Raw genomic sequence first — 23,658 nt, 5'->3', positions numbered from 1 at the left:
TTATGCTTTTCTTATTCTTTTCAGCGCTGCTGTGACTGCGGTGACGACTATGACAGCAACGATGACTTCGGGTATACCGTTTGTTGTTGCAATACCGAGTATGAGAGCTGCTGCTTTGCCTTGATCCTGACCCAATGCAGCTGCGAACTGGGCTCCATAAAGCATATAGATCATACCCAGCACACCCATAGTATTGGTCAAGGTACCTACGGTTGCTGAAGCAGCCGCACTTTCAGTCATCTTGTAAGTATAATAAGCCGTAAGTCCGATAAGCATTCGTGGCAGCACAGCCACAAGCGGATTCAAGAATACAAAGGATATGACCGTCGGCGCCATTATTGCCTGTATCATGCTGAATACGCCAAATATCAAACCTATGCCTACTGCTACCAAGGGGCCTTCCATAATCGCGCCGATTATTACAGGCAAATGCATTATGGTAGCTTTAGCGGGACCAATGGGTATGAAGCCTAACGGCGTACTCCCCAACAGGATGGATACTCCTGCCAGCATGCCTGTGACCACAAGCTTTCTTACTGGCATAATACTTTTTGCTCTTTCACTATACATTTTCGCACCTCCGTTCCAGTTCCAAAAGGATACCGGACGATATTATATAATAGTTTTGTTAGTCCAGCTCTTTACGATGCCGGCAAAATTATTTTATCATCATTAAATTATCAATGCAATATTTTTTCATTAAATATATTCATATATGCCACGCACAGATACTTCTCCCGAAGTTATCTCCTCAATCCGCCCGTCATTCCTTTTTATCAGAAGGTGCCCGTCGCAGCTTATATCTTCTGCAACCGCCTTGAACTCGCCGTCTTTTGTGATCACTCTGACTTCCTTACCAATATTAGCCGAGGCTCTTTTATACTCATCTATCATGAAAGATATATTTCCATTTTTTAAAAAGGCAGAATAATAATTTTCGAATGACTTCAGCACCTCTGCGATGATTTTTTTCCTGTCTGCCTGGAGGCCTGATGCAATCTTAATTGAAGTGGCTGTATTGAGATCGCCAAAATCCTTCTCATCAGAATTCACATTTATGCCTATGCCTACGCATAGATAATTGATCCTGTCTATCTCTGCTCCCAATTCCGTCAATATGCCGCAAAGCTTCCGGCCATTGTGCACCAAATCGTTAGGCCATTTTATCATTATATCCGTGTCACATATCTCTTTTATTCCCTTCATCACGGCAACAGCAGCTATTAGAGTTACTTGAGCGGCTTGCTCAGGCTTTATATCAGGTTTTAACAATATGCTCATCCAGATGCCCTTGCTCTTCGGTGAGACCCAACCTCTTCCCAATCTGCCCCGCCCCGATATTTGCTCTTCCGCAATTATAACGGTGCCGTCTATGAAGTCCTTTTCTCCTAGTCTTTTTGCATAGCTATTGGTAGAATCTACAGAATCCAGGTATATGATCTCCCGGCCGATAAATTTTGTATCCAGAAGCCCTTTTATTTCCACAGGATACAATATATCCGGGCTTTCCAATAAGGCATAACCTTTATTGGTCAAAGATTTTATTATATAGCCTTCTTCTTTAAGCTTTTTAATATACTTCCATATGGCAGTCCTGCTGACACCAAATTTTTTGCTCAAGTCCTCTCCTGATAAATAGCTTCCTCTATTCTTCTTCAATTCTTCCAGTATTTCATTTTTCATAGTTTTACTCCTCAAATATAGTTGGCAACAGTCAATATCATTATTTGCCTATTATGATACTATTATATAAGTTTCTGCAACTATATAACAAGATTAACAGCACTCATAGTTCATATTGAGTTTATAAATCCATATGAGCCGCCAAGAACCGTCCGAAACCACTGAAAAATTAATGTTTTTAGATAGGTTTTAACCAGCAATTTGAACTTTTTTAGGAAGTAACCATAATTCTTCAATTATAGCAATAAAACAAGTAGAACGAGAGGATAGTATGCTTGCTATCCTCTTTAAATTTACTACCAGCGCCGTTAGCTTTGCTTGGGTTCCCATGCTTCTAAGACCGTACCCTCTCGCACGGTCCATACCATGGAACCTTTTCATTTCTCCGTTTTTCCATTCATGACTTGCTCGCATTTTATACTTTTCTAGAAAGCCTTCTAACTTTGTAAATTTGCTGTATTCATAAAATGCTGTTGTATTTACTGTAATCTCAAGTATTTTTCTTACTTTACCTTTGTATAAACATTCCTCCCTTTTAGGACAGTTTTTACAATCCTCTTTTTTAAAGTAATAGTAGTAACTTTCTCTATCCTTTTTCTTGCTCTTTTTCTTATTGGCAGTACAATTGCCCATTTCACATGTCCATTGGTCTGAATCCTTGTTGTAACTAAATTTACTATCGTCTAGTTTATATACCGATTCGCTTACCGGAATATATGCTTTTACTTTTTCTTCTTTTAAAAAGTCCAATATGGGCTTCCTAAAATATGCCTTGTCCCCATATGCCTCCTTTATTTCAACTCCACAGTTTTTTGTTTTTTCATATAACTCTTTGAAGTCTGTTCCATCTACATAAGCCCCATCTTGTACATTTACCGCCGTTATTATTCTCTCTTCAGGTATCATTGCAAATTCAACTTTATACCCGAAGAAGCTATCTGTTTTAGATTTGCACCCTACTCTGGCATCTTTATCAACTAATGATCTGATACCCTTTTGTTCTATGAATTTGGGAGAATTCAGTATTTGTTTAGCTTCCTCAATAATTTCTACTGTTTTAGGGGCAACAGTTAAATCAACGCTTGATTCTACATTTTCAATAGTTTTTTCCAGATAGTTCTTCATAGTTTGCTTTGCTATATTATGATCTTCTATTTCCTTGTAATTAGGTATGTTTGTATCTATTTGATCTGGTACTGTCCCAATTTCTTCTCCCATGTTTTTAAATATTTTCTTAGCAAGATGTTTCATGATTCTCTCAGGAACCTTTTTTACAGTGTTAGCCTCTGTATGTGTTGCATCAATACTGATACTGCTTCCTTTAATGATGCCTTTTTCTATACATTGCCTGACTACTTCTTGAATAATATCATCCAAGGTAGTTTCCTTAAGTCTTATGGTTCTAAATTTAGCTAAAAGACTTGGATGAGGAAGTTCTTCTTCAGGATTAATTCCAAGAAACCACATATATGCAAGATTCAAAGAGGCTTCTTCAATCACCCGTTCATCTGATAAATTATATAAATACTGAAGTACTAAAAGCCTAGTCATAAGTTCGGGTTCTTTAGCTGGTCTTCCATAATACTTGCAGTAAGACTTTTCTAGTAGTTTATTAATAAAACCAAAATCCACAGCATCATTTATTAATTTTAATATATGATTTTTAGGAATTCTATTGTATAATATTGAATATAAACTTAATTGCTTAGGCTTGTTCTTAAGCATCATAAAACCCCCTTGTTTGTAATGTTTGCTTCACATTCATTATATCATACAGAGGGGGTTTTATGTTGATTCTTGTAGAATATTATTGAATATCTTACAATTTTTATTTAACGTTTTTCAGTGGTTTCGAACCGTCCCCGATGGCTCATTATAGCAAAAATACAGGCATTTCTGCCTGTATTTTTAAATTCATTCATTACATAGCGCACATTGAAAGGAGAACGCCTGCTGCAACCGCAGATCCGATAACTCCTGCAACGTTAGGTCCCATAGCATGCATCAAAAGGAAATTGGAAGGATTGGCTTCCTGGCCTACCTTTTGTGATACCCTTGCTGCCATAGGCACCGCTGATACACCAGCTGAACCTATCAGCGGGTTTACCTTTCCGCCGCTCAATTTGCACATTACTTTACCAAATATAACCCCTGCAGCTGTGCCCATGGAGAAGGCTGCAAGGCCGAGAGCAATTATTGCCAAGGTTTTAGGAGACAGGAACAAAGCGCCATTGGCTGTAGCACCAACTGTAACTCCAAGGAATATTACCACTATATTCATCAATTCGCCTTCTGCAGTCTTCATCAATCTGTGCAGAGTGCTTTGCATTGTAGCTGATTCCCTAAGCAGATTGCCAAGCATCAACATGCCGACCAAGGATGCTGCTGCCGGAAGCACCAGTGATACTACTACAGTAACCAGTATTGGGAACACTATTTTTTCTACTTTAGAAACAGGTCTTAGCTGTTCCATAACGATTTCTCTTTCTGCCTTTGTTGTCAATGCCTTCATTATAGGAGGCTGAATCAAAGGCACTAATGCCATGTAGGAATATGCCGCTACTGCTATTGGCCCCAAAAGATGAGGTGCCAGTTTGGCAGTAAGATATATGGCTGTAGGTCCGTCTGCTCCGCCTATTATACCTATGGAAGCTGCTTCCGGGATAGTAAAGGTTATTCCAGGTATAAAGTTCAGCAATAAAGCACCTATAAAGGTAGTGAATATACCGAACTGTGCAGCGGCTCCCAAAAGTATGCTCTTAGGATTAGCAATAAGAGGTCCGAAATCTGTCATAGCTCCAACGCCCAAGAATATTAATGGAGGATATATCCCTAGTTTAACACCTCTGTACAGCCAATACAGCAAGCCGCCGGCATCCACCATCTTATGAACATGCTCTCCCGTCACAGGGTCTGTAACAAGCTGATATACCGGTTCTGCATTTAATCCTGCCAAAGGCAAATTGGCAAGAAGCATACCAAAGGCTATGGGCAGCAATAATAAAGGTTCAAAGCCCTTTTTAAGAGCAAGATATATTAGAACAAAAGATACTAAAAGCATTACGCCTTCTTGCCAGGTTATGGCAGAAAAGCCCATGGTAAAATAGAAATCCCGTATAGCTTCTATCAATGACATTCAAAATTCCCCCATTCAAAGCTTTGCGTGCTATTCAAGCACAATCAAAACCTGTCCTGTATTTACTGACTCCCCTGCATTTACTGCTATTGAAGCTACTTTGCCATCCCCGGCTGCCATTATCTCATTTTCCATCTTCATGGCTTCAAGTATGCATAGCACTTGTCCTTTTTTCACTGATTCTCCAACCTTTACGTTGACGGACAATATTGTTCCTGGCATCGGAGATACAACTGTTGCTGCTCCGGCGGGTACTGCTGCAGGTGCTGCTTTAGGCGCTGCTGCAGCTGCTTTTGGTGCCTGAGCCGGTGCTGCCTTAGGTGCCGGTGCCGCTTTCGGTGCGGCGGGTGCTGCTGCAGCTGCTCCGTCTCTAACTTCTTCCACTTCTACTTCATAGCTGTTTCCATTGACATTTATTAAAAATTTTCTCATTTCTCTATTCCTCCTATAATCTATTAAACATTTGTTCCTGTCTTCCGACTCTAGCCCATACAGGAGCATTATCTTCCACTCTGTTGATAGATTTTATTACCAGGTTGCTGCTGCTTCCCATAACAGCTGCCAATGCTGCGCTGATAACGGCAATGAGCTCTCCCTCATCTTCTGCAGGTGCAGATATCACTTCTGCAGATTCTTCAGTTTTTTCTAGCTTAACAACTTCAGTTTTTTTTTCTGCCGTTCCTTTATTGGACAATAGCTTTAATGCATTAAGCATGTAGGCCAAGCCAATGAGTACTATGAATACTATGCCCATACCAACTAATGTAACTATTAGCCCATATGAAAGCTGTTCTAATTCGCTCATCATTATCCCCCTTTTCTATACAGGCAGATTGCCGTGTTTTTTGGCAGGTCTGTTTTCCCTCTTGCTCTCCAGCATTTCAAAGGCGGAAATCAGTCTCTGTCTTGTTGTTGCAGGTTCTATAACATCATCCACATAGCCTCTGCTTGCGGCTATATATGGAGTTGCGAATTTTTCTTTGTATTCCTGTATCTTTTCTTGTCTTGCCGCTGCAGGATTCTCTGCCCCTTCAATGTCTTTTCTGAAAATTATATTGGCAGCTCCTTCAGGCCCCATCACTGCGATCTCGGCTGTAGGCCAAGCATATACCTGATCTGCCCCTAATTCCTTGTTGCACATTGCTATATAGGCTCCGCCATAAGCTTTTCTTGTTATAAGGGTTACCTTAGGCACAGTTGCTTCACTGTATGCATAAAGCATTTTAGCGCCATGCCTTATTATTCCGCCGTATTCTTGATTGGTGCCTGGCAGGAATCCGGGTACATCAACGAGATTGAGCACAGGTATATTAAATGCATCGCAGGTTCTGATAAATCTTCCTGCCTTATCGGATGCATTTATATCAAGACAGCCGGCCAATACTTTAGGCTGGTTTGCAATGATACCTACAGATCTGCCGTTAAGCCTTGCAAAAGCTGTAATTATATTCATAGCATAATATGGCTGGACTTCCATGAAATCTCCATTGTCAACGATAGCAGCCATTACTTCTTTCATATCATAAGCCTTATTAGGATTGTCAGGTATGATATCGTTAAGTTTATCTTCTATCCTGTTTAAATCGTCATCACAAGCAAATTCGGGTGCATTTTCCATATTGTTTGAAGGCAAGAAGCTTAAAAGTCTCTTTATATCCTCTATGCATTGCTTCTCATCTGCACTGATGAAATGAGCAACACCGCTCACCTTATTATGTGTCATGGCACCTCCGAGATCTTCTGCAGAAACCTCTTCGCCTGTAACTGCCTTTATAACCTGAGGTCCTGTTATAAACATCTGGCTGGTTTTGTCAACCATGAATACGAAATCCGTCAGAGCCGGTGAATAAACTGCTCCGCCTGCGCAGGGTCCCATTATTACTGATATCTGCGGTACAACGCCTGATGCGATTGTATTTCTATAAAAAATATTGCCGTATCCTGAAAGCGCGTCAACACCTTCTTGTATTCTTGCTCCGCCGGAATCATTGATGCCTACGACCGGAGCTCCCATCTTCAGAGCCATATCCATGACCTTGCATATTTTCTTCGCATGCATTTCTCCCAAGGAACCGCCTACAACTGTGAAGTCTTGAGCATAGGCATAGACCAGTCTTCCCTCAACTGTGCCGTATCCTGATACGACACCTTCTCCGGGAGCATCTACCTCCTGCATGCCGAATTCTGTGCAGCGATGCTTTACAAAAGCGTCAATTTCAACAAAGCTTCCTTCATCGAATAATAAGCCTAATCTTTCCCTGGCTGTCATCTTGCCTGATTCATGCTGCTTCTTGATCTTCTTTTCTCCGCCACCCTGTAATATGGCCTCTCTCATCTTTCTAAGTTGCTGAATTCTGTCTGTTGACATTTTATCACTCCCTATCCTTTTCTCTCACATAACTCCACTAATACACCATTGGTGCTCTTTGGATGTAAGAAAGCAATCCTCGCACCGCCGGCGCCATATCTGGGTTTCTCGTCAATAAGCCTTATACCTAGTTTTTTCATCTCTTCTAATGCTTTTTCCAAATCATCGACTCTGAAAGCTATATGCTGCACTCCCTGGCCTTTATTTTCAATAAACTTTGCAATAGGGCTGTCGGGAGTTGTAGCTTCCAAAAGCTCAATTTCCGTATCTCCAACGGGCAAAAAAGCAACTTTTACTTTTTGCTCCTCTACTGTTTCAACGCCTTGGAGCTTAAGCCCCAGGATATTTTCATAGAATTTAACTGATTCCTCCAGGTTATTTACTGCAATTCCTATATGATCAACCTTTTTAACCATTCATTCTCCCCTCCTCTTGGTTTAATATATTTGATAGTTCTGATGCAGCAGAATATGGATCCATCTCTTTATTTAAAACTTTTAGTATAAGGTCTGATAAATAATCTGTGCTTTTTTGAAGCTTCATTATCCTGCCAAGCAAATTTTCTTTAAAAATCTCAAATATCTCAGTCTCAATCGCTTTTTCTCTGCGCTTGCAGAAATTCCCTGAAGATATCATATATTCATTATGCTTTTCAATAGCTTCAAATAATTCTTCTATACCCACATTATCTCTGGCTATAATATTTTTAACGGGAGGTCTGTATTCTGTCATGCCATTGAGATCAAGCATTATTTCGATTTCCGTGGCAGCTCTTTCTGCACCCTCCCTGTCGGATTTGTTGACTGCAAATATGTCTCCAATCTCCATTATACCTGCTTTTATTGCCTGGATATCATCTCCCAGCCCTGGAACCATCACCATGAGCACTGTATCCGCAACCTTCACAATATCAATTTCCGATTGACCGACACCTACTGTTTCAACAAAGATGTAATCATATCCGGCTATGTCCATCACCTTGATTGCCCCCTGTACGGCTTTGGAAAGACCTCCTAAGGCCCCTCTGGTACCCATGCTTCTGATGAATACACCCTCATCCGTATTGAGATCGGACATCCTGATTCTATCCCCTAAGATGGCGCCCCCGCTAAAAGGGCTTGTAGGATCGACAGCAATAATCGCAGCTTTTTTGCCTTTCTTTCTTACCAGCTTTGCAAGCTTGTCTGTCACAGTGCTCTTGCCTGCCCCCGGAGGTCCGGTTATGCCGATAATTCTGGCTCTGCCTGTCATATGATAGAATTCCTTTATGATTTCGATTGCCTCTTGGCTGCCGCTTTCTATCATGGTGATAAGGCGTGCAGCGGCTCTTTTGGTGCCGCTGGACAAGCCTGCTCTTATATCCATCCAAATCACCCTTAATCTCTCTTTATGTTCTGTGTTATAAAATCTATAGTAACGGCTGTCGGGGTTCCCGGAGTAAATATCTCCGCGATTCCTGACTCTTTGAGTCCGGGTATGTCTTCTTCAGGTATTACTCCGCCGCCTACTATAAGAATATCATCTCCGCCTTTTTCATTTACCAGCTGGACTACCTTCGGGAAAAGATGGTTATGAGCTCCTGATAATATGCTCAATGCTACACAGTCAACGTCTTCTTGTATAGCAGCTTCTGCAATCTGCTCAGGGGTCTGCCTGAGTCCTGTATATATTACCTCCATACCGGCATCTCTCATAGCACGGGCTACAACCTTTGCCCCTCTATCATGACCATCAAGGCCGGGTTTTGCAACTAAGACTCTAATTGGTCTATTCATCTCATTTACCTCCTTACAGAATAACAGACTGCTGGTATTCGCCGAATACTTCTCTTAAAATACCGCATATTTCGCCTAATGTAGCATATTCTTTAACCGCTTCTATTATATAGGGCATCAGATTTTCATCGCCTGATGCAGCCTTTTTAAGAGCATTCAGGCTTTGATCAACCTTAGCGTTATCCCTGCCGGCTCTCAGATCCTGCAGCTTTTTCTTCTGGAGCTCTCCTACCTGAGGATCGACTCTCAAAAGTCCCTTCGGCGCTGATTCTTCGATCTGGAATTTATTCATGCCGACTACTATTCTTTCGCCCTTTTCAATTTCCTTCTGATATTTATATGCGCTCTCCTGTATCTCCTGCTGTATAAAGCCTCTCTCGATAGCCTTTGCAGCTCCGCCCATTTCATCTATCTTGGAGATATACTCTGCTGCTTTCTTTTCAATCTCGGAAGTCAAGCTTTCTACATAATATGAACCTGCAAGAGGATCAACAGTGTCAGCTACTCCGCTCTCATAAGCTACTATCTGCTGAGTTCTGAGAGCTATTCTTACCGAGTTCTCTGTAGGAAGTGCCAAAGCTTCATCCCTTGAATTTGTATGCAAGGATTGAGTGCCGCCCAAAACTGCAGCCAAAGTCTGTATAGCAACTCTGACAACGTTATTATCGGGCTGCTGTGCAGTAAGAGTAGATCCGCCGGTTTGTGTATGGAATCTCAGCATCATTGATTTGGGTTCCTTAGCGTTGAATCTTTCCTTCATGATTTTAGCCCATAACCTTCTGGCTGCCCTGAACTTTGCAACCTCTTCCAGCAGATCGTTGTGGGAATTAAAGAAGAAAGATAATCTCGGTGCAAATTCATCTACGTCAAGGCCGGCTTTTATGGCAGCATTTACATAGGCTATACCGTCTGCCAAAGTGAATGCAACCTCCTGCACAGCTGTAGAACCAGCTTCCCTGATATGATAGCCGCTTATTGATATAGTGTTCCACTTGGGAACATATTTTGCACAGTATTCAAAAATGTTAGTTATAAGTCTCATGGACGGTTCAGTCGGGAATATATAAGTCCCTCTGGCTATATATTCCTTTAATATATCATTCTGGATAGTTCCTGATAACTTTTCTGCCGATACGCCTTGCTTTTCTGCAACGGCTATGTACATAGCAAGCAGCACTGAAGCAGGAGCGTTAATGGTCATAGAAGTGCTGACCTTGTCCAGCGGTATCCCATCAAACAGAATCTCCATATCCTTTAGTGAATCGATAGCAACGCCTACCTTGCCTACCTCACCCTCTGACAATGAATGGTCCGAATCATAACCGATCTGGGTTGGAAGGTCAAAAGCGACGCTCAAGCCGGTTTGGCCCTGCTGGAGCAAGTACTTGTACCTTTTATTTGATTCTTCTGCAGTTGCAAAGCCTGCGTACTGCCTCATAGTCCAGAATCTGCCTCTGTACATTGTGGGCTGTACGCCTCTCGTATAAGGATACTCACCGGGATAGGACAAATCTTCATTATAATCTAGATCGGCTATATCCTCCGGAGCATAAAGTCTTTTTACTTCCATTCCTGAAGTGGTCATAAATTTAGCTTTTCTTTCAGGATTCTTTGCTAATACTTTTGCAATCTTCTTGTCTTCCCAATTTTGCCTTTCTGCTTTTTGAGCATCAAGCTTTTCTTTGTTAAACATGCTTAGCCTCCCTTATATTAATAAATAATATTTGTTTTTAAAGAGTTAATATATAGGTACTATGTAAATAATACACAAACTTCAAACAATATTTCAACTTTTTTTGTAAACCTTATTGAAATTTTTGAATGATATCTTTCATTTTTGTTTAATTCTGCAAGTTTTCCTTCTTAGATTATATTATCACATTTCTAAATTAAAAGGTACTATAAATTTTGTTTAATTTTTCACAATAGTCCTTATATATTTCATTTTTCTCGCTTTTTCACACACACTATGTATTATACCCAAAATCCAAAGCTTTTTAATATTATTTAATGTATTATGCAAGGGTAAAAATAGAGCAGGAGCCTACACATCTTACAGCTCCTGCTATTATTTATTTTTACAGTTCAGGGGTGCTTTCGGGCGTTCTTCTCAGCCGAGATGCCTGCTCGAAAGCATAGGCAATCTCTATTAATACAGGCTCGCTCCATGGCCTTCCGATGATCTCCATGCCAACCGGAACACCGATAGGAGCATCAGCTGACGGTGTTGAGAATCCTGCCGGAACAGCAATGGATGGGAAGCCTGTTACTGAACAAAGAACTCCGTTGCGCTGCTGCTGGCTTCCTCCAGTCTTGCAAACCAATTGCTGCTGATGGGGATAAACGATAGCATCCAATTCGTAGTCTGCCATAAGCTTCATCACCTTTGTCTGGGTCTGGGCGCGCAATACAAGCTTTTGATTGTATTCAGGCGTCCCTACGCTTAATGCCATAGCCTTTTCCATATTTTCTTTTATTCCCGGATGATATTTTCCCGAAGCCATAACTTCCTCTACAGAATGCACCGGAGCATAATCCGGCAATGCTTTGAGGTAAATATTAAGATGATCCTTGAGGTCATCCAAATGTACGCTAACGCTTGAAGTCAGCCAGCCTGAATTTATTTCCTCAGTTATGGATATCAGCTCTGCGCCGTTTGCCTTTAGTATTTCTATGCTTTCACGAACAGGCTTATTGACTTCCTTATGCACTTCATCTTTACCGAAAAAGCTTTCCAGTATGCCTATTCTCTTGCCTTTAAGGCCATCCTTATTCAAAAATGCTTTATAGGTCTTAGGGATTTTCCCGCAGCACCATGCGGTTTCATCATCTGCCTTGTCATAGCCTGCTATAACGTCAAGCACTGCAACAGCATCGGCAACTGTACGGCATATAGGACCTGCCGTGTCCTGTGTGAATGAGTAGGGAACTATACCGTCGCGGCTGACTAAACCTATTGTCGGTCGAATGCCTACAAGGCTGTTAGCCGACGATGGCGATCTGATGGAGTTTATTGTATCAGTGCCAATTCCGGCAAGCCCGAAATTTGCAGCCATGGAAGCGCCCGTACCTCCTGATGAACCTCCGGGAGTCCTTGTAAGATCGTATGGATTAAGAGTCTGACCCAATATTGAACTGATCGTTTCGCCCCATATTGCAAATTCATGCAAATTTGACTTGGCCAATATGATTGCCCCCGCTTCTCTCAGCTTCCTGGTGATATAGGCATCATCTTCGGGAACAAATCCCTTAAGGCTCAGGGAACCTGCCGTAGTAGCCATATCATAGGTATCTACATTATCTTTAAGAATAATGGGAATACCATGCAAGGCACCTGTCAACCCTTTCTCTTTAAAAGCAGCATCCAAAGCGTCTGCTTCTTCAAGAGCCTTTGGATTTACAAGGATGATGGAATTAAGCGCCGGGCCTTTTTGGTCATAGGCTTCTATTCTCTTAAGATAGTATTCTACCAATTGGCGGCAGGTCAGCTTGCCCGCCAGCATAGCGTCATGCACTTGAGCTATTGTGGTCTCAAAACATTTAAAGCTGCCCAAAAATAAACACTTCCTTTCGTCAATATGCAAGTTGATACGATTATATTAGAATAATCCGGTAATTACACCCTTCTCATCTATGTCTATCTTTTCTGCTGAAGGAATCTTAGGCAGCCCGGGCATAACCATAATATCTCCTGTTAACGCGACTATGAAACCGGCACCTGCCGATACCCTCACCTCTTTGACCGTTATCTCGAAGCCTTCAGGCCTTCCTGCAAGATCAGGATTATCTGACAGAGAGTACTGAGTCTTGGCCATGCATATGGGATATTTGTCAAGGCCCAGCTCCTCAAGAAGCTTTATCTCCTTCTCTGCTTTCCCTGTATATTGCACACCTTTAGCCCCATAGATCTCCCTTGCGATCTTGCCGATCTTGTCCTTTATCCTTTCATCGGCATCATATAACAGCTTAAAACTGCTTTCCTTTTCACAGGCTTCAACGACCTTTGATGCCAGATCCTCTCCGCCTTCTCCGCCTTTTTCCCAAACTTCGCATATTGAAGCTTCTACGCCCTGGATTCTGCAAAGATCCGTCAGCTTGGCAAGCTCTGCCTCAGTATCGGTAATGAACTTGTTTATTGCCACAACGGCAGGCACACCGAATTTGTTTATATTCTCAATATGCTTTTTGAGGTTTTCAAAGCCCTTCTCCAGCGCGGGCACGTTTTCCTGGCCCAAATCTGTCTTCTTAACACCGCCATGCATCTTTAAGGCTCTCACTGTAGCGACTATTACGACGGCAGAGGGTGCAATTCCTGCGTATCTGCATTTTATGTCCATGAACTTTTCCGCTCCGAGATCCGCACCGAAGCCTGCTTCAGTGATCAGATAATCGACAAGCTTCAAGCCCAGCTTTGTTGCCATTATGCTGTTGCAGCCGTGAGCTATATTTGCAAAGGGTCCTCCATGTATGAAGGAAGGGGTATTTTCCAGGGTTTGCACCAGGTTTGGCTTTATCGCATCCTTGAGCAATAATGCCATTGCTCCGTGGACCTTTAAATCTCCTGCAGTGACAGGCTTATTTTCATGATTATATCCTATTATGATCCTTGAAAGCCTATTCTTAAGATCCATCATGCTGGTCGATAGACAAAGGATCGCCATTATCTCAGAAGCAACAGTTATCATAAATCCGTCCTGCCTTACAAAGCCGTTGGCTTTCCCGCCTAATCCCACTACGACTTCCCTCAGAGCCCTGTCATTCATGTCCATGACTCTCTTCCAAACTATTTGTCTCATATCTATTCCAAGAGCATTCCCCTGGGTTATATGATTATCTATGGCGGCGGAAAGAAGATTGTTGGCAGTGGTTATGGCGTGCATGTCTCCGGTGAAATGCAGATTGATATCCTCCATAGGCACCACCTGAGCATATCCTCCTCCTGCGGCTCCTCCCTTTACACCGAATACAGGCCCTAAAGAAGGCTCTCTTAGTGCTATGGCCGACTTCTTTCCTAATCTTGCCAGTGCTTGCCCTAAACCGACAGTAGTAGTCGATTTCCCTTCGCCGGCCGGTGTAGGATTTATTGCCGTGACCAAAACCAGCTTGCCGTCGGCTTTATCCTTGAGCCTATCCCAGATGCTTAAATTTACCTTTGCCTTGTACTTGCCGTAAAGCTCAACTTCTTCTTCAGCGATTCCTACATCCTGAGCGATATCCATAATGGGTTTCATCTTAGCTTCCTGAGCTATTTGTATGTCTGTTTTCATATATGTGCCTCCATTCTTCATCTTATATTAATAAGGAATGGTTTAAACCATTCCTTATGCATTCGCAAATATTTCTTCAAATTCTTCCTTGTCCAACTTTTCCCTCTCAAGCAAGGCGTTAGCAACACCATGAAGTTTATCAATATTGGCTCTGAGCATTCTTTCTGCCCTCTGATAAGCACTTTCTATGATGTATCTTATCTCCTTGTCAATGCTGGCTGCGATCTCTTCGCTGTAATTTCTGCTTCTGGCAAGGTCTCTGCCTATAAATACCTCGTCATGATCGGTGCCAAAGGTCATCGGTCCCAACTTCTCGCTCATGCCGTATTCGGTTACCATCTTTCGCGCTATGGTAGTGGCCCTCTCAAGATCATTCTTGGCTCCGGTGCTTATATCATTGAGTACCACCTTCTCAGCCACTCTGCCTCCTAAAAGAGTCACAATCTGATCCTCTAATTCTATCTTGGACATATAATATTTATCCTGCTGCGGAAGAGAAATGGTATAACCTCCGGCTCTGCCCCTGGGGACAATGGAAACCTGATGAACCGGATCTGCATTGGGAGTGAGCTTCTGCACCACTGCATGGCCTGCTTCGTGGTATGCGGTAAGCTTTCTGTCCTGTTCGCTGACCACCCTGCTCTTTTTCTCCGGTCCTGCTATCACCCTTATAGTCGCTTCTTCAAGCTCTTTCATCTCTATCTGCTTCTTGTTTCTCCTGGCCGTCAAAAGAGCAGCCTCATTCATAAGATTTTCCAGATCTGCAGGCGTAAAGCCCGGAGTGCTTTTTGCGAGTGTCTCCATGCTTATGCCTTCAGCCAGCGGTTTATTTCTGGCATGTATCTTCAATATTTCTTCTCTTGCTTTTACATCTGGTATGCCTACCATGATCTGCCTGTCGAACCTCCCTGGTCTGAGCAGTGCGGGGTCGAGTATGTCCGGCCTGTTGGTAGCAGCTATTATTATTATGCCCTCATTTATGTTGAATCCATCCATCTCAACAAGCAATTGATTTAATGTTTGCTCTCTTTCATCATGGCCTCCGCCTAAGCCTGCGCCCCTTTGCCTCCCTACGGCATCTATTTCGTCTATGAAAATTATGCAGGGAGAGCTTTTCTTTGCCTGCTCAAATAAATCCCTCACCCTTGAAGCTCCCACGCCTACAAACATCTCGACAAAATCTGAGCCGCTGATGCTGAAGAAAGGAACTCCCGCTTCCCCTGCAACTGCCTTGGCAAGATAAGTTTTGCCTGTGCCCGGAGGGCCGACCAGCAAAATACCCTTGGGAATCCTGGCGCCTAATTCTATAAAACGCCGGGGCTGCTTGAGAAAATCAACGATCTCGCCCAATTCTTCCTTCTCTTCATCTGCGCCTGCCACATCAGCAAAAGAAACTTTTTTCTTATCATCCGTCAGGAGCTTCGCCCTGCTCTTGCCAAAGGACATGACCCTGTTACCCCCGCCTTGGGTTTGCTGGGTAAATATGAAGAAAAAGACTATAAACAGCAGAATCAGCACGACCGGCGGCAAAATAGAAAGCCATACCGAAGTCTGCTGAGGCTTTTCATATATTATATTAAGTGTCCCTCTCTCTGCATAATCCTGTGCCAATTGATTGAATTGAAGAGTGGGCACTGCTGTTTCAAACTTTTTACCATCGCTAAGCTTTCCATTGATGATTGAAGTATCACCCACAACTGTCACATATATTTCTCTTATCCTTTTATTCTCAACCTCTGATATAAACTGGGTATAAGTGAGCTTGGTCTTTCCTTCACCGGTATTGCTGAATATCTGGGCAAAGAAAATGATTATTATAAAAATAAGCACGTAAAAGCTTATACCCCTCAAAAACTTTTTCAAAAATTACCCTCCTTTAAACCGTGTTAACATAGTCGAAAAGCTTTCTTATCATTCTTTTAAATCAACATGTCGTGCCAGCCTATTCTGTTTGCCGATGCTGCAGGTTAATTTGCAGCAAGCTGCCACAACAGATTAAACTATATTCTTAAGACAACAAAATAATTTTATCATATTGAACCATAATTTACAATTAAGAATATACCTCCGGTTTTAGAACGCAAACGAAGGGTAAATTCCTGTAAAGCTCTGCATAGTCCAGGCCATATCCGACGACAAACTCATCTGGTATGTGGAAGCCCACATATTCCAGATCAACCTCTGCCTTTCTCCTGTCCGGTTTTTCCAAAAGAGTGCATATCTTTACGCTGCTGGCATTCCTGGATTTGAGGTATTCAACCAGATAGCTCAATGTAAGTCCCGTATCCACAATATCCTCAATAATCAGTATATCCTTGCCTGCTATATCCTTTTCCAGATCCTTTACAATCCTTACGACACCGGAGGACTTTGTAGATGAACCATAGCTGGAAACAACCATAAAATCCATAGTAAGAGGTAAATTTATCTCTCTTATCAGATCGGATAAAAATACTACACACCCTTTGAGTATTCCTATAACCATAAGATCTTTATCCTTATAATCCTTTGTAATAAGCTGCCCTAATTCCTTTACTTTTTCTTTGATCTCGTCCTGGCTTATAAGTATCTTTAATATATCGTTATTCATCATAGGTCCCCCTCATCATATTAATCATAATTGCTTCTTTTGTATTCCCTGTGATCTTATACTTATCGCTCAATCTCTTTCCTAATATCCAAACGACTTCCTTACCGTCGGCGATGAGAAAAATATTGTCCCGCTCTTCCTTCGGTATCTTTTCATCAATAAAGTATTCCTTCAATTTTTTTGTGCCTTTCAGGCCTATAGGAGAAAAAACATCTCCCTCCAAACGGTTTCTCAAAACCAGTTCTTGCTTTATCTTGTCCTTATCGATATAGGCCTTATGCTTATTATCTTTCTTAAGATCGGTTATCTGGGAGGCATCTATACTCCTCAAGCTTATCGTAAAATCCAGAAATTCAGCAATATTGTCCGCATCGTTTTCAAGCTTCAAATAATACTTATAGCTTTCATTGTCTCTATCAAATTTCAATATCAGCTTATCATAGGATATGTAAGCTTTGATATTATTGGGCAGTATGACAGCAGCTCCGGTGCTTTTGTCGAGTAGGTCCACCACTCCTTCGATATTTTTATACTCTATGCCCTTTAGGCTTCCTAAGAGCTCTTCTATGCCTAACCTTATGACTCTGCGCATAAGGGCGGGATGAATATTTCTCAATTTGTTGATATTATATTCTATACTATTTTCACCTGTAATTGCAATCTCTAAAAATGTAATTTTAGCCTCTTTATGCAAAAAATCATTTTCTATTGCAACAATATCCGAAAGCCTGTGCAATGTGCTCATTATGCTTGCATTAAAATTCTTTTCTATATAGGGTATAAGCTCCAGCCTGATCTTATTTCTTCCATATATAGGCTCCAGATTTGTCTTGTCTATTCTGGGCTTGAGGCCTTTTTCTTCGCAATAGGCCTCAATTTCATCTCTGCTCACGTTTATAAGAGGCCTTATGATCTCTCCCCTGAATGCTTCGATCCCTTTTAATCCTTCTATACCGCTTCCTCTGAATAAATTCATAAGAACCGTTTCCGCATTATCGTTCATATTGTGGGCTACGGCTATCTTGCCGGCTTTTACTTGCTCTGCCACATCGGTGAAAAGCTTGTATCTTATTTCCCTTCCCGCTTCTTCCGAGGATAATCCCTTTTCCTTTGCATAAGCAGAAACATTAAAAACCTGGACAAAGACCTCAACATTCCATTCTTTGCATATGTCCTTCACATATTGAGCGTCATCATCCGCATCCTTGCCTCTGAATTGATGATTGAGATGTGCTGCATATATCTTTAAATCCCAGGATTCCTTAAGTCCCAAAAGCACATGAAGGAGGCACAGAGAATCCGGCCCTCCTGATAATCCGACAACAACGAAATCTCCGGGGCTCAGCATGTTATATTTCTTTATTGTTTCTTCTGCGGTCAAAGGCAAATCTCTCATGCAATATCAACTCCCTTTTTCATGGCTTTATTGATCATTTTTTAGTTTATTCTACAACAGGACAGATTATCCTCTTTTCTAGAACAGAGAAATGGGAGTCAGAGCTTTTAGATTTACAAGCACAACTCCCAACAAAAAAACTAATATGGCTATAATGGAATCTAACAAAGCATTAAGCTTAAGGTCTTTTTTCTTCACAGAAATATCCACATTCATAAGCTTTTCATAAAACAGCCTGCAATTTTTTATCTCACCCTTAAAAGCCTTCTCAATCAAATCTGCAAGCGTTTCAGGGGTATTATTCTTAGCTAAAGCTTTGCTGATGGATGATATATTGTTCTTGTCCGGCTGAAGCTTGTACCCTAGAATGAGTGTCATAAGCAAGACCGCTGCGCTGAATACCTGATAAGTCCCATCGGCAGTCCTGTCTCCCATATTCCAGGAGCATCTATCATACAAGGGGGTATATTCCTTTATAATACCCCCCGCCGGCGTTAAGCTTCCGAAATCCACGAGACGTATGAAAAGATTTCGGCTGTCCACCATTATATTCTCATGCTTTAAATCTGAATAAATCAACCCTTCCTCATTAATATCCTCAATAATTCGGAGTATTATTATAAAAATTTCTAATTTCAGCTTCAGAGGCAAATCGCTCTTCATGACTTTGGACAGGTCATATCCATCAATATATTCCATCGCAAAAAAGTGATATGCTTCGCCGCGGATCTCAAAATCATCAAGCTCATAAACCATGGGCAAATATTTCTTGCCTTCACATTTCTTCATATTATCATATTCCCTGGTGATGCTCAACATGGATCTGCTGATTTTAAGAGCAACCAATCCTCTTTTTTCATGCGCCGCAAGATATATTTCCCCGACACCTCCATTGCCTATGAGCCTGATGATTTTATAATTGCTTTTATACCAGCGGCCGGTTATCTTCTTGTTTATGATATTATACATAATGAGCTTGAGCAGGAGCTTCATCTTCCAGCATCAGTTCCAGGGCGGACAAAATGGCAGGTCCTGTAGGAGTCCCTCCGCCGGCCTTTAAAAGCTTCAGTCCTTCCTTCAGAACCGATATTTCAGATGTAAATTCACAGGCTATACCGACTGATTGGCTGTCATCTCCCGGATACGAAATCAAGGCTACCTTGCTCACGCCTTTGCGGTGGCTCAATGCCTCCATCAAATCAGTAATACAGCTTTTGGCCAGCTCCAACTTATTGGTCATGCTCTTGCTGGTATCCAGCACTATGGCATAAAGCAAATCAACTCTCTCTCCGTAGTTTTCTATGAATTCCACAACCTTCATCCTGGATTTCGGTTCTATATTCGTCATATCCTGACCTATGATAGTTTTTAGTTGCCTGCTCACAATGCATTCCAGGGTATGGTTTACGGTTTTTTGAGTCATAGCCTGAAGAGTCATGCTCAGATTCCTGGGATAGCAATAATCGCTAAGACCTCCCCCTGCTTTGGATATGGCCTCTACCTCCATCACATCCTTCTCGTCTTTTCCTTCGCCATCGATTATGCCTATTGCGCTTACCGTGATCCCTGATGCTTTGGCTTTGGCTGCCGCTTCCACCGGGTTTATGCCTATGTTTGACCTTCCGTCTGTAATGATTATCATCTGTCTTATGATTCCGCAATCTCCATCCATAATAAAACCTCCTTTTTCTGTACTTATTGCCAAAAAAGGAGGTTTATATTCACATTCTATGCGGATTTCCAGAGCTTCGCTACCAATACGGTCATATCATCGGTTCTTTGGCCCTTGGATTTCTGGAGACAATTCTCCATTATGGCATCCGCCATTTTTTTGGGATTTCTTGTATCAATATTATATATCATATCTCCCAGCCATTTTTCCTTGTCCAAATCCTTAGCGTTGGCTTCCAGCACCCCGTCTGTAATCATGACTACAAAATCCCCATCGCCGATCTTCCTCCTGTTGAACTCAACATCTATCTTATCAAGTATGCCGGCAGGCAGAGAGCTGTTCTTGATTATATCCACATGATCCTCGTACTTTATAAAGGTTGATACGGCTCCTGCCTTTAAAAACTCCACCTCTCCATTGTATTGGTTTATTATGGTCATATCGACGGTGGCGTAATTCTCATCATCGGATTTTATCAGCAGAAGCGAATTCACAGCTTCCAAGGCTGTATTCTGATCATAGCCTGCGATCAAAAACCTCTCGAGCAGATTAAGGGCCATCCCGCTTTCCATGGCCGCTCTGGGTCCGCTGCCCATTCCGTCGCTCAGTATCATAAAAAACTTTCCATCCTTAAGCTCCATCATGGAATAATTATCTCCCGATACGGAAGAAGAGTTCTTTTGCATCCTGGCAATGCCTGTGGCAATACAATACTTATGAGCTTCCCTTAATCTCAGGGTGCATGTGTCCCTCCCCGAAAGGGCACAGGCCGCATCATATTTGACAAAATGCTTGCCTGTAATATTTCTTATCTCAGGGAGAAGCTTGTTCATGCACTCCTTTTTGCCCTTGCAATTTTTGTGCCTTATATCTATTTCAGTGCTGTACTTGTCGACGACTACGGTCACATCTTCAAGGCCTATACCCAGCTTATCCATATGAACGGCAATCTCTTCCTCCAGCTCTTTATCAAACTCCAGATTTGCATTGAATTTATTGGCCAGCCCGCTGATGAGCTTTGAGGTCTCTTGCATTTGACGGCTCAATGCATGCCGGCTGCTATCCACCTTCTTTTTCCATGCAATGGTATGCCTGTATATATCGTAATGGTATTTAAGCCTGCTCCATACTTTTTCAGGAAATAAGCATTTATTTATGATCTTTATACCCTTATCTCTCTCATCATAATTGCCGCTTTCTATTTCGGATAAAGCATTGAACATTTTTTGATAGGTGCCGTAGAATTCCTTTTTCCAGCAGGTATTATACATACCGCAGCCGTGGCATACATCCCTTACCACCTTTTCCAAGATCTCCGCCGCATCCAATTGAGAGAAATATTCCTTTCCTCCGAGACCGGCACTCATGGAAACAGACAGCTCCCTGAATACTTGGGATATCTCGGACAGCCTCTCTACAGTATAGTCCTTTACTCTGCTCTCTTCTCCTTTTTTCCTTGAAGAAGCGGCAGTATATCCCCATTTATGAGAAAATAATTTTTCTATCTTCTTATCAGGGATAAGCATGAATATCAAAGCAGCAGCCAAGATTTCTTCCAGCCTTATGAGAACCTCCGTCGAACCGTTTATATAGAAGGTCATGACGGCATTCCCAAGGATAAATCCCAGCACCGACATGAACCGGCCATAAGGTTTGAAGGCGGCCGCCAAAACTCCGCAAATTCCGTATACTCCGATTGCAGAAGGATATATATCACCGGACAGGGCTTGCAAAACTCCGAAAACAGTGCCTGATGCAGCTCCGGTTCCTATATTGCCGAAATGGGACAGCAGCAGGATTATTGATATGGATATGATGTTTTTAACCGACAGCTGCCAGATATGTACTGAGGCTCCCAAAAAAGCCGAGGTTATGAGCAATGAGGCAGAGATTATCTCCTCAGCAGATATTTTAGTCCTTTTTTTTATGTTGATGAAAAAGGAGACAGACTTGTCATAAATATTTATCAATGCGCACATCATGACGGATTCTATGATTATCATGAGCATGTCATAGAGATAATAATCTTTTATATAAAAAATAAAAATTCCTGCAGTCAGATTGGCCAATGGAGCAAATATGCTGAAAAACATTTTCTTATTAAGCCTTGTCCTCTTTATGATCAAATAAAAAAACAGCAGTACAAAGATCAGGATAATGTTTTTTAGCAAAAGTTCGGGACTATTGAGGCTGAATGAACCTGCAAGGATGCTGGTGCATATGACATAGGGACTCACACCGTTTATCATGGACGCACATAATAAAGCCATTGAGAAAGGATTTAAGAAATCCAGTATAACTATCCTCCCCATAAAAAATCCGAAAAAAGCCCCGCCGGCAATCAGCATAAAACCACTGCTCTGTGCAATAGCCCTCAGCTTGGGCATCGCTTTCTTCCCGGGAGCAATCAGATCTACCAATATACCCACCACCTGTTATTTATTAAATCAAGCTTTTGTGCCAACCGCTTCAATTTTATGATTCTGCAAATACTATGAAGTCTTTATCTTTAATCCTGTAAAGTTTATATTACCAAAAGCTGGCTGAAATATTTGTCAAGTTAGGTTTGGGCGGGAAAAAATATTTGTGACAAGTTAAACAACGAAATGACATAATCTTAAAATAATGCGACAAAAGAGGAGACGGAAACCACTGAAAGACACGGAATTTTTCACGGAAAAACACGGAAGGATTTTTTGTGAAGTTTCAGTGACTTTTCGTGTTTGCCGTTCCCCATCGCATTTTAAAACTAATGCGCCGGATTACTCGAGGGGCTGTTGACTCTGCTGCTGATTCAGGCTGTTGCTGCTGTTCAGATAGTTCAGGCGGTTGTTCAGATACATCAGATGCTTATCCATATCTACCTTCATTTCCTCATATTTTTGTTTTGCGGTCTGATCTTCAGTAGACTCGGCCGCCATCGAATAAGTGCCTTTTGCAGCCTCTGCTGATGCTATGGCTTTCTTTAAATCGCTTTGCACTGTCATTTTCAATTCACCTCATTTTAAAATTGATTTCATTAGATATTCTGTTTATTTAGCGAATTAATATGTAGAACATTTTTTGATTTTTTATGAATAAAATGCATTTTATTAAAAAAAGACTTTACAGTCCTTTTAATGGGGATTTCCCATGCATAATAAAAAATATCGCAAAACTTGCGATATTTTTTATTGAATCTTCTATTTTACGAGAAATTCTAAAATTTCTGCCGCATTGGTATCAGGCTTTGCTTTCGGAAAAACCTTCATAACCTTTCCTTCTTCATCGATTATATAAGTTGAGCGCACTACGCCCATGCTTGTTTTGCCATAAATTTTTTTCTCCTGCCATACACCATATGCCTGAATTGCCTTGAGCTCCGGATCCGATAACAGGATAAAAGGCAGCTCATATTTGGTCACAAAGCTCTGGTGGGATTTTTCACTGTCCTTGCTGATGCCTATGATCACAATATCATTGTTCTTAAAGCTGTCATATAAAGCTTTAAAGGCTTGAGCCTGGCGTGAGCATCCGGGAGTATTATCCTTGGGATAAAAATACACGACCACCTTTTTGCCTCGAAAATCAGAAAGGCTTACGGCATTGCCATCCTTGTCATTCAATGTAAAATCAGGTGCTTTTTCTCCAATATGCAACATAGCTTTATCTCCCTTACTTCTTTATTAGCAATATTATGGCATTTTTTATACCATACTTCAAGATTATGGAGCAAAAGAAATCTATACTTCCCTATAAATTATAAAAAGCTTGCAAAGTTATTTGCTTTGC

The 23,658-nt window shown here is 41.6% G+C and carries 21 protein-coding genes; all 21 read right to left on the bottom strand.

The features are described from left to right. The 21 genes from AC4HCY_RS05260 to bcp all read right to left on the bottom strand — a co-directional run bounded on the left by AC4HCY_RS05260 (window position 1) and on the right by bcp (window position 23,528). Window positions 1–570, bottom strand: a complete 570-nt coding sequence (locus AC4HCY_RS05260) for an ECF transporter S component (RefSeq protein WP_323433762.1) — start codon at window positions 568–570, stop codon at window positions 1–3. A 129-nt stretch (window positions 571–699) separates the two neighbouring features. Beyond that, window positions 700–1,683 (bottom strand): biotin--[acetyl-CoA-carboxylase] ligase, encoded by a 984-nt coding sequence (locus AC4HCY_RS05255; protein ID WP_323433761.1) that lies wholly within the window; start codon window positions 1,681–1,683, stop codon window positions 700–702. A gap of 189 nt (window positions 1,684–1,872) precedes the next feature. Further along, window positions 1,873–3,408, bottom strand: a complete 1,536-nt coding sequence (locus tag AC4HCY_RS05250) for an IS1182 family transposase (RefSeq protein WP_491096071.1) — start codon at window positions 3,406–3,408, stop codon at window positions 1,873–1,875. A gap of 196 nt (window positions 3,409–3,604) precedes the next feature. Further along, on the bottom strand, window positions 3,605–4,819 hold the full coding sequence (locus AC4HCY_RS05245; protein ID WP_323433760.1) for a sodium ion-translocating decarboxylase subunit beta: 1,215 nt from the start codon (window positions 4,817–4,819) through the stop codon (window positions 3,605–3,607). A 30-nt stretch (window positions 4,820–4,849) separates the two neighbouring features. Continuing rightward, window positions 4,850–5,251, bottom strand: a complete 402-nt coding sequence (locus tag AC4HCY_RS05240; RefSeq protein ID WP_323433759.1) for a biotin/lipoyl-containing protein — start codon at window positions 5,249–5,251, stop codon at window positions 4,850–4,852. A 13-nt stretch (window positions 5,252–5,264) separates the two neighbouring features. Then, window positions 5,265–5,627 carry an OadG family protein gene (locus AC4HCY_RS05235; RefSeq protein WP_491095524.1) on the bottom strand — a complete coding sequence of 121 codons (363 nt, stop codon included), beginning with the start codon at window positions 5,625–5,627 and terminating at the stop codon, window positions 5,265–5,267. Between the two features lie 12 nt (window positions 5,628–5,639). After that, window positions 5,640–7,187, bottom strand: a complete 1,548-nt coding sequence (locus tag AC4HCY_RS05230; protein WP_323433757.1) for an acyl-CoA carboxylase subunit beta — start codon at window positions 7,185–7,187, stop codon at window positions 5,640–5,642. A gap of 11 nt (window positions 7,188–7,198) precedes the next feature. Further along, complete coding sequence (mce, locus tag AC4HCY_RS05225; RefSeq protein ID WP_323433756.1) at window positions 7,199–7,603, bottom strand: methylmalonyl-CoA epimerase; 405 nt, start codon at window positions 7,601–7,603, stop codon at window positions 7,199–7,201. Continuing rightward, window positions 7,596–8,552 (bottom strand): methylmalonyl Co-A mutase-associated GTPase MeaB, encoded by a 957-nt coding sequence (gene meaB / locus AC4HCY_RS05220; RefSeq protein WP_323433755.1) that lies wholly within the window; start codon window positions 8,550–8,552, stop codon window positions 7,596–7,598. Before meaB ends, mce begins: the two co-directional genes overlap by 8 nt. Window positions 8,553–8,563: 11 nt before the next feature. Next, on the bottom strand, window positions 8,564–8,962 hold the full coding sequence (locus AC4HCY_RS05215; RefSeq protein ID WP_323433754.1) for a cobalamin B12-binding domain-containing protein: 399 nt from the start codon (window positions 8,960–8,962) through the stop codon (window positions 8,564–8,566). Between the two features lie 13 nt (window positions 8,963–8,975). Next, window positions 8,976–10,655, bottom strand: a complete 1,680-nt coding sequence (locus AC4HCY_RS05210) for an acyl-CoA mutase large subunit family protein (protein ID WP_323433753.1) — start codon at window positions 10,653–10,655, stop codon at window positions 8,976–8,978. 385 nt (window positions 10,656–11,040) lie between these two features. Continuing rightward, window positions 11,041–12,465, bottom strand: a complete 1,425-nt coding sequence (locus AC4HCY_RS05205; protein ID WP_491096080.1) for an amidase family protein — start codon at window positions 12,463–12,465, stop codon at window positions 11,041–11,043. A 96-nt stretch (window positions 12,466–12,561) separates the two neighbouring features. After that, on the bottom strand, window positions 12,562–14,229 hold the full coding sequence (locus AC4HCY_RS05200; RefSeq protein ID WP_323433751.1) for a formate--tetrahydrofolate ligase: 1,668 nt from the start codon (window positions 14,227–14,229) through the stop codon (window positions 12,562–12,564). A gap of 54 nt (window positions 14,230–14,283) precedes the next feature. Further along, on the bottom strand, window positions 14,284–16,092 hold the full coding sequence (ftsH, locus tag AC4HCY_RS05195; RefSeq protein WP_491095523.1) for an ATP-dependent zinc metalloprotease FtsH: 1,809 nt from the start codon (window positions 16,090–16,092) through the stop codon (window positions 14,284–14,286). Window positions 16,093–16,282: 190 nt separating this feature from the next. After that, window positions 16,283–16,819 (bottom strand): hypoxanthine phosphoribosyltransferase, encoded by a 537-nt coding sequence (gene hpt / locus AC4HCY_RS05190; protein ID WP_323431396.1) that lies wholly within the window; start codon window positions 16,817–16,819, stop codon window positions 16,283–16,285. Then, entirely contained in the window at window positions 16,812–18,215 is a 1,404-nt protein-coding gene (tilS, locus tag AC4HCY_RS05185; protein ID WP_491095522.1) for a tRNA lysidine(34) synthetase TilS, read from the bottom strand. The genes hpt and tilS overlap by 8 nt, the downstream gene beginning before the upstream one ends. Window positions 18,216–18,293: 78 nt before the next feature. Further along, a complete protein-coding gene (locus AC4HCY_RS05180; protein ID WP_323431394.1) occupies window positions 18,294–19,208 on the bottom strand; it encodes a protein kinase domain-containing protein in 915 nt (304 codons plus the stop codon). Further along, window positions 19,177–19,887, bottom strand: a complete 711-nt coding sequence (locus AC4HCY_RS05175; protein ID WP_323431393.1) for a vWA domain-containing protein — start codon at window positions 19,885–19,887, stop codon at window positions 19,177–19,179. The genes AC4HCY_RS05180 and AC4HCY_RS05175 overlap by 32 nt, the downstream gene beginning before the upstream one ends. A gap of 56 nt (window positions 19,888–19,943) precedes the next feature. Next, the gene (spoIIE, locus tag AC4HCY_RS05170; RefSeq protein ID WP_323431392.1) at window positions 19,944–22,307 is read right to left on the bottom strand and encodes a stage II sporulation protein E; all 2,364 of its coding nucleotides are present in this window, start codon (window positions 22,305–22,307) and stop codon (window positions 19,944–19,946) included. A gap of 342 nt (window positions 22,308–22,649) precedes the next feature. Beyond that, window positions 22,650–22,874 carry a DUF1657 domain-containing protein gene (locus AC4HCY_RS05165; protein WP_323431391.1) on the bottom strand — a complete coding sequence of 75 codons (225 nt, stop codon included), beginning with the start codon at window positions 22,872–22,874 and terminating at the stop codon, window positions 22,650–22,652. A 195-nt stretch (window positions 22,875–23,069) separates the two neighbouring features. Beyond that, the gene (bcp, locus tag AC4HCY_RS05160) at window positions 23,070–23,528 is read right to left on the bottom strand and encodes a thioredoxin-dependent thiol peroxidase (RefSeq protein ID WP_323431390.1); all 459 of its coding nucleotides are present in this window, start codon (window positions 23,526–23,528) and stop codon (window positions 23,070–23,072) included. Window positions 23,529–23,658 lie beyond the last annotated feature (130 nt).

The organism is Lutispora sp. QWL-02 (assembly GCF_058315355.1).
The sequence above is the reverse complement of the archived record's forward strand: the minus strand, read 5'-3'. Positions and strand labels throughout refer to the sequence as shown.

What these genes read in the sequence shown, in the direction of transcription:
- AC4HCY_RS05260 (WP_323433762.1), bottom strand. Translation starts at nt 570, where the DNA reads ATGTATAGTGAAAGAGCAAAAAGTATTATGCCAGTAAGAAAGCTTGTG.
- AC4HCY_RS05255 (WP_323433761.1), bottom strand. Translation starts at nt 1,683, where the DNA reads ATGAAAAATGAAATACTGGAAGAATTGAAGAAGAATAGAGGAAGCTAT.
- AC4HCY_RS05250 (WP_491096071.1), bottom strand. Translation starts at nt 3,408, where the DNA reads ATGCTTAAGAACAAGCCTAAGCAATTAAGTTTATATTCAATATTATAC.
- AC4HCY_RS05245 (WP_323433760.1), bottom strand. Translation starts at nt 4,819, where the DNA reads ATGTCATTGATAGAAGCTATACGGGATTTCTATTTTACCATGGGCTTT.
- AC4HCY_RS05240 (WP_323433759.1), bottom strand. Translation starts at nt 5,251, where the DNA reads ATGAGAAAATTTTTAATAAATGTCAATGGAAACAGCTATGAAGTAGAA.
- AC4HCY_RS05235 (WP_491095524.1), bottom strand. Translation starts at nt 5,627, where the DNA reads ATGATGAGCGAATTAGAACAGCTTTCATATGGGCTAATAGTTACATTA.
- AC4HCY_RS05230 (WP_323433757.1), bottom strand. Translation starts at nt 7,187, where the DNA reads ATGTCAACAGACAGAATTCAGCAACTTAGAAAGATGAGAGAGGCCATA.
- mce (WP_323433756.1), bottom strand. Translation starts at nt 7,603, where the DNA reads ATGGTTAAAAAGGTTGATCATATAGGAATTGCAGTAAATAACCTGGAG.
- meaB (WP_323433755.1), bottom strand. Translation starts at nt 8,552, where the DNA reads ATGGATATAAGAGCAGGCTTGTCCAGCGGCACCAAAAGAGCCGCTGCA.
- AC4HCY_RS05215 (WP_323433754.1), bottom strand. Translation starts at nt 8,962, where the DNA reads ATGAATAGACCAATTAGAGTCTTAGTTGCAAAACCCGGCCTTGATGGT.
- AC4HCY_RS05210 (WP_323433753.1), bottom strand. Translation starts at nt 10,655, where the DNA reads ATGTTTAACAAAGAAAAGCTTGATGCTCAAAAAGCAGAAAGGCAAAAT.
- AC4HCY_RS05205 (WP_491096080.1), bottom strand. Translation starts at nt 12,465, where the DNA reads ATGCTGGCGGGCAAGCTGACCTGCCGCCAATTGGTAGAATACTATCTT.
- AC4HCY_RS05200 (WP_323433751.1), bottom strand. Translation starts at nt 14,229, where the DNA reads ATGAAAACAGACATACAAATAGCTCAGGAAGCTAAGATGAAACCCATT.
- hpt (WP_323431396.1), bottom strand. Translation starts at nt 16,819, where the DNA reads ATGAATAACGATATATTAAAGATACTTATAAGCCAGGACGAGATCAAA.
- tilS (WP_491095522.1), bottom strand. Translation starts at nt 18,215, where the DNA reads ATGAGAGATTTGCCTTTGACCGCAGAAGAAACAATAAAGAAATATAAC.
- AC4HCY_RS05180 (WP_323431394.1), bottom strand. Translation starts at nt 19,208, where the DNA reads ATGAAGCTCCTGCTCAAGCTCATTATGTATAATATCATAAACAAGAAG.
- AC4HCY_RS05175 (WP_323431393.1), bottom strand. Translation starts at nt 19,887, where the DNA reads ATGGATGGAGATTGCGGAATCATAAGACAGATGATAATCATTACAGAC.
- AC4HCY_RS05165 (WP_323431391.1), bottom strand. Translation starts at nt 22,874, where the DNA reads ATGACAGTGCAAAGCGATTTAAAGAAAGCCATAGCATCAGCAGAGGCT.
- bcp (WP_323431390.1), bottom strand. Translation starts at nt 23,528, where the DNA reads ATGTTGCATATTGGAGAAAAAGCACCTGATTTTACATTGAATGACAAG.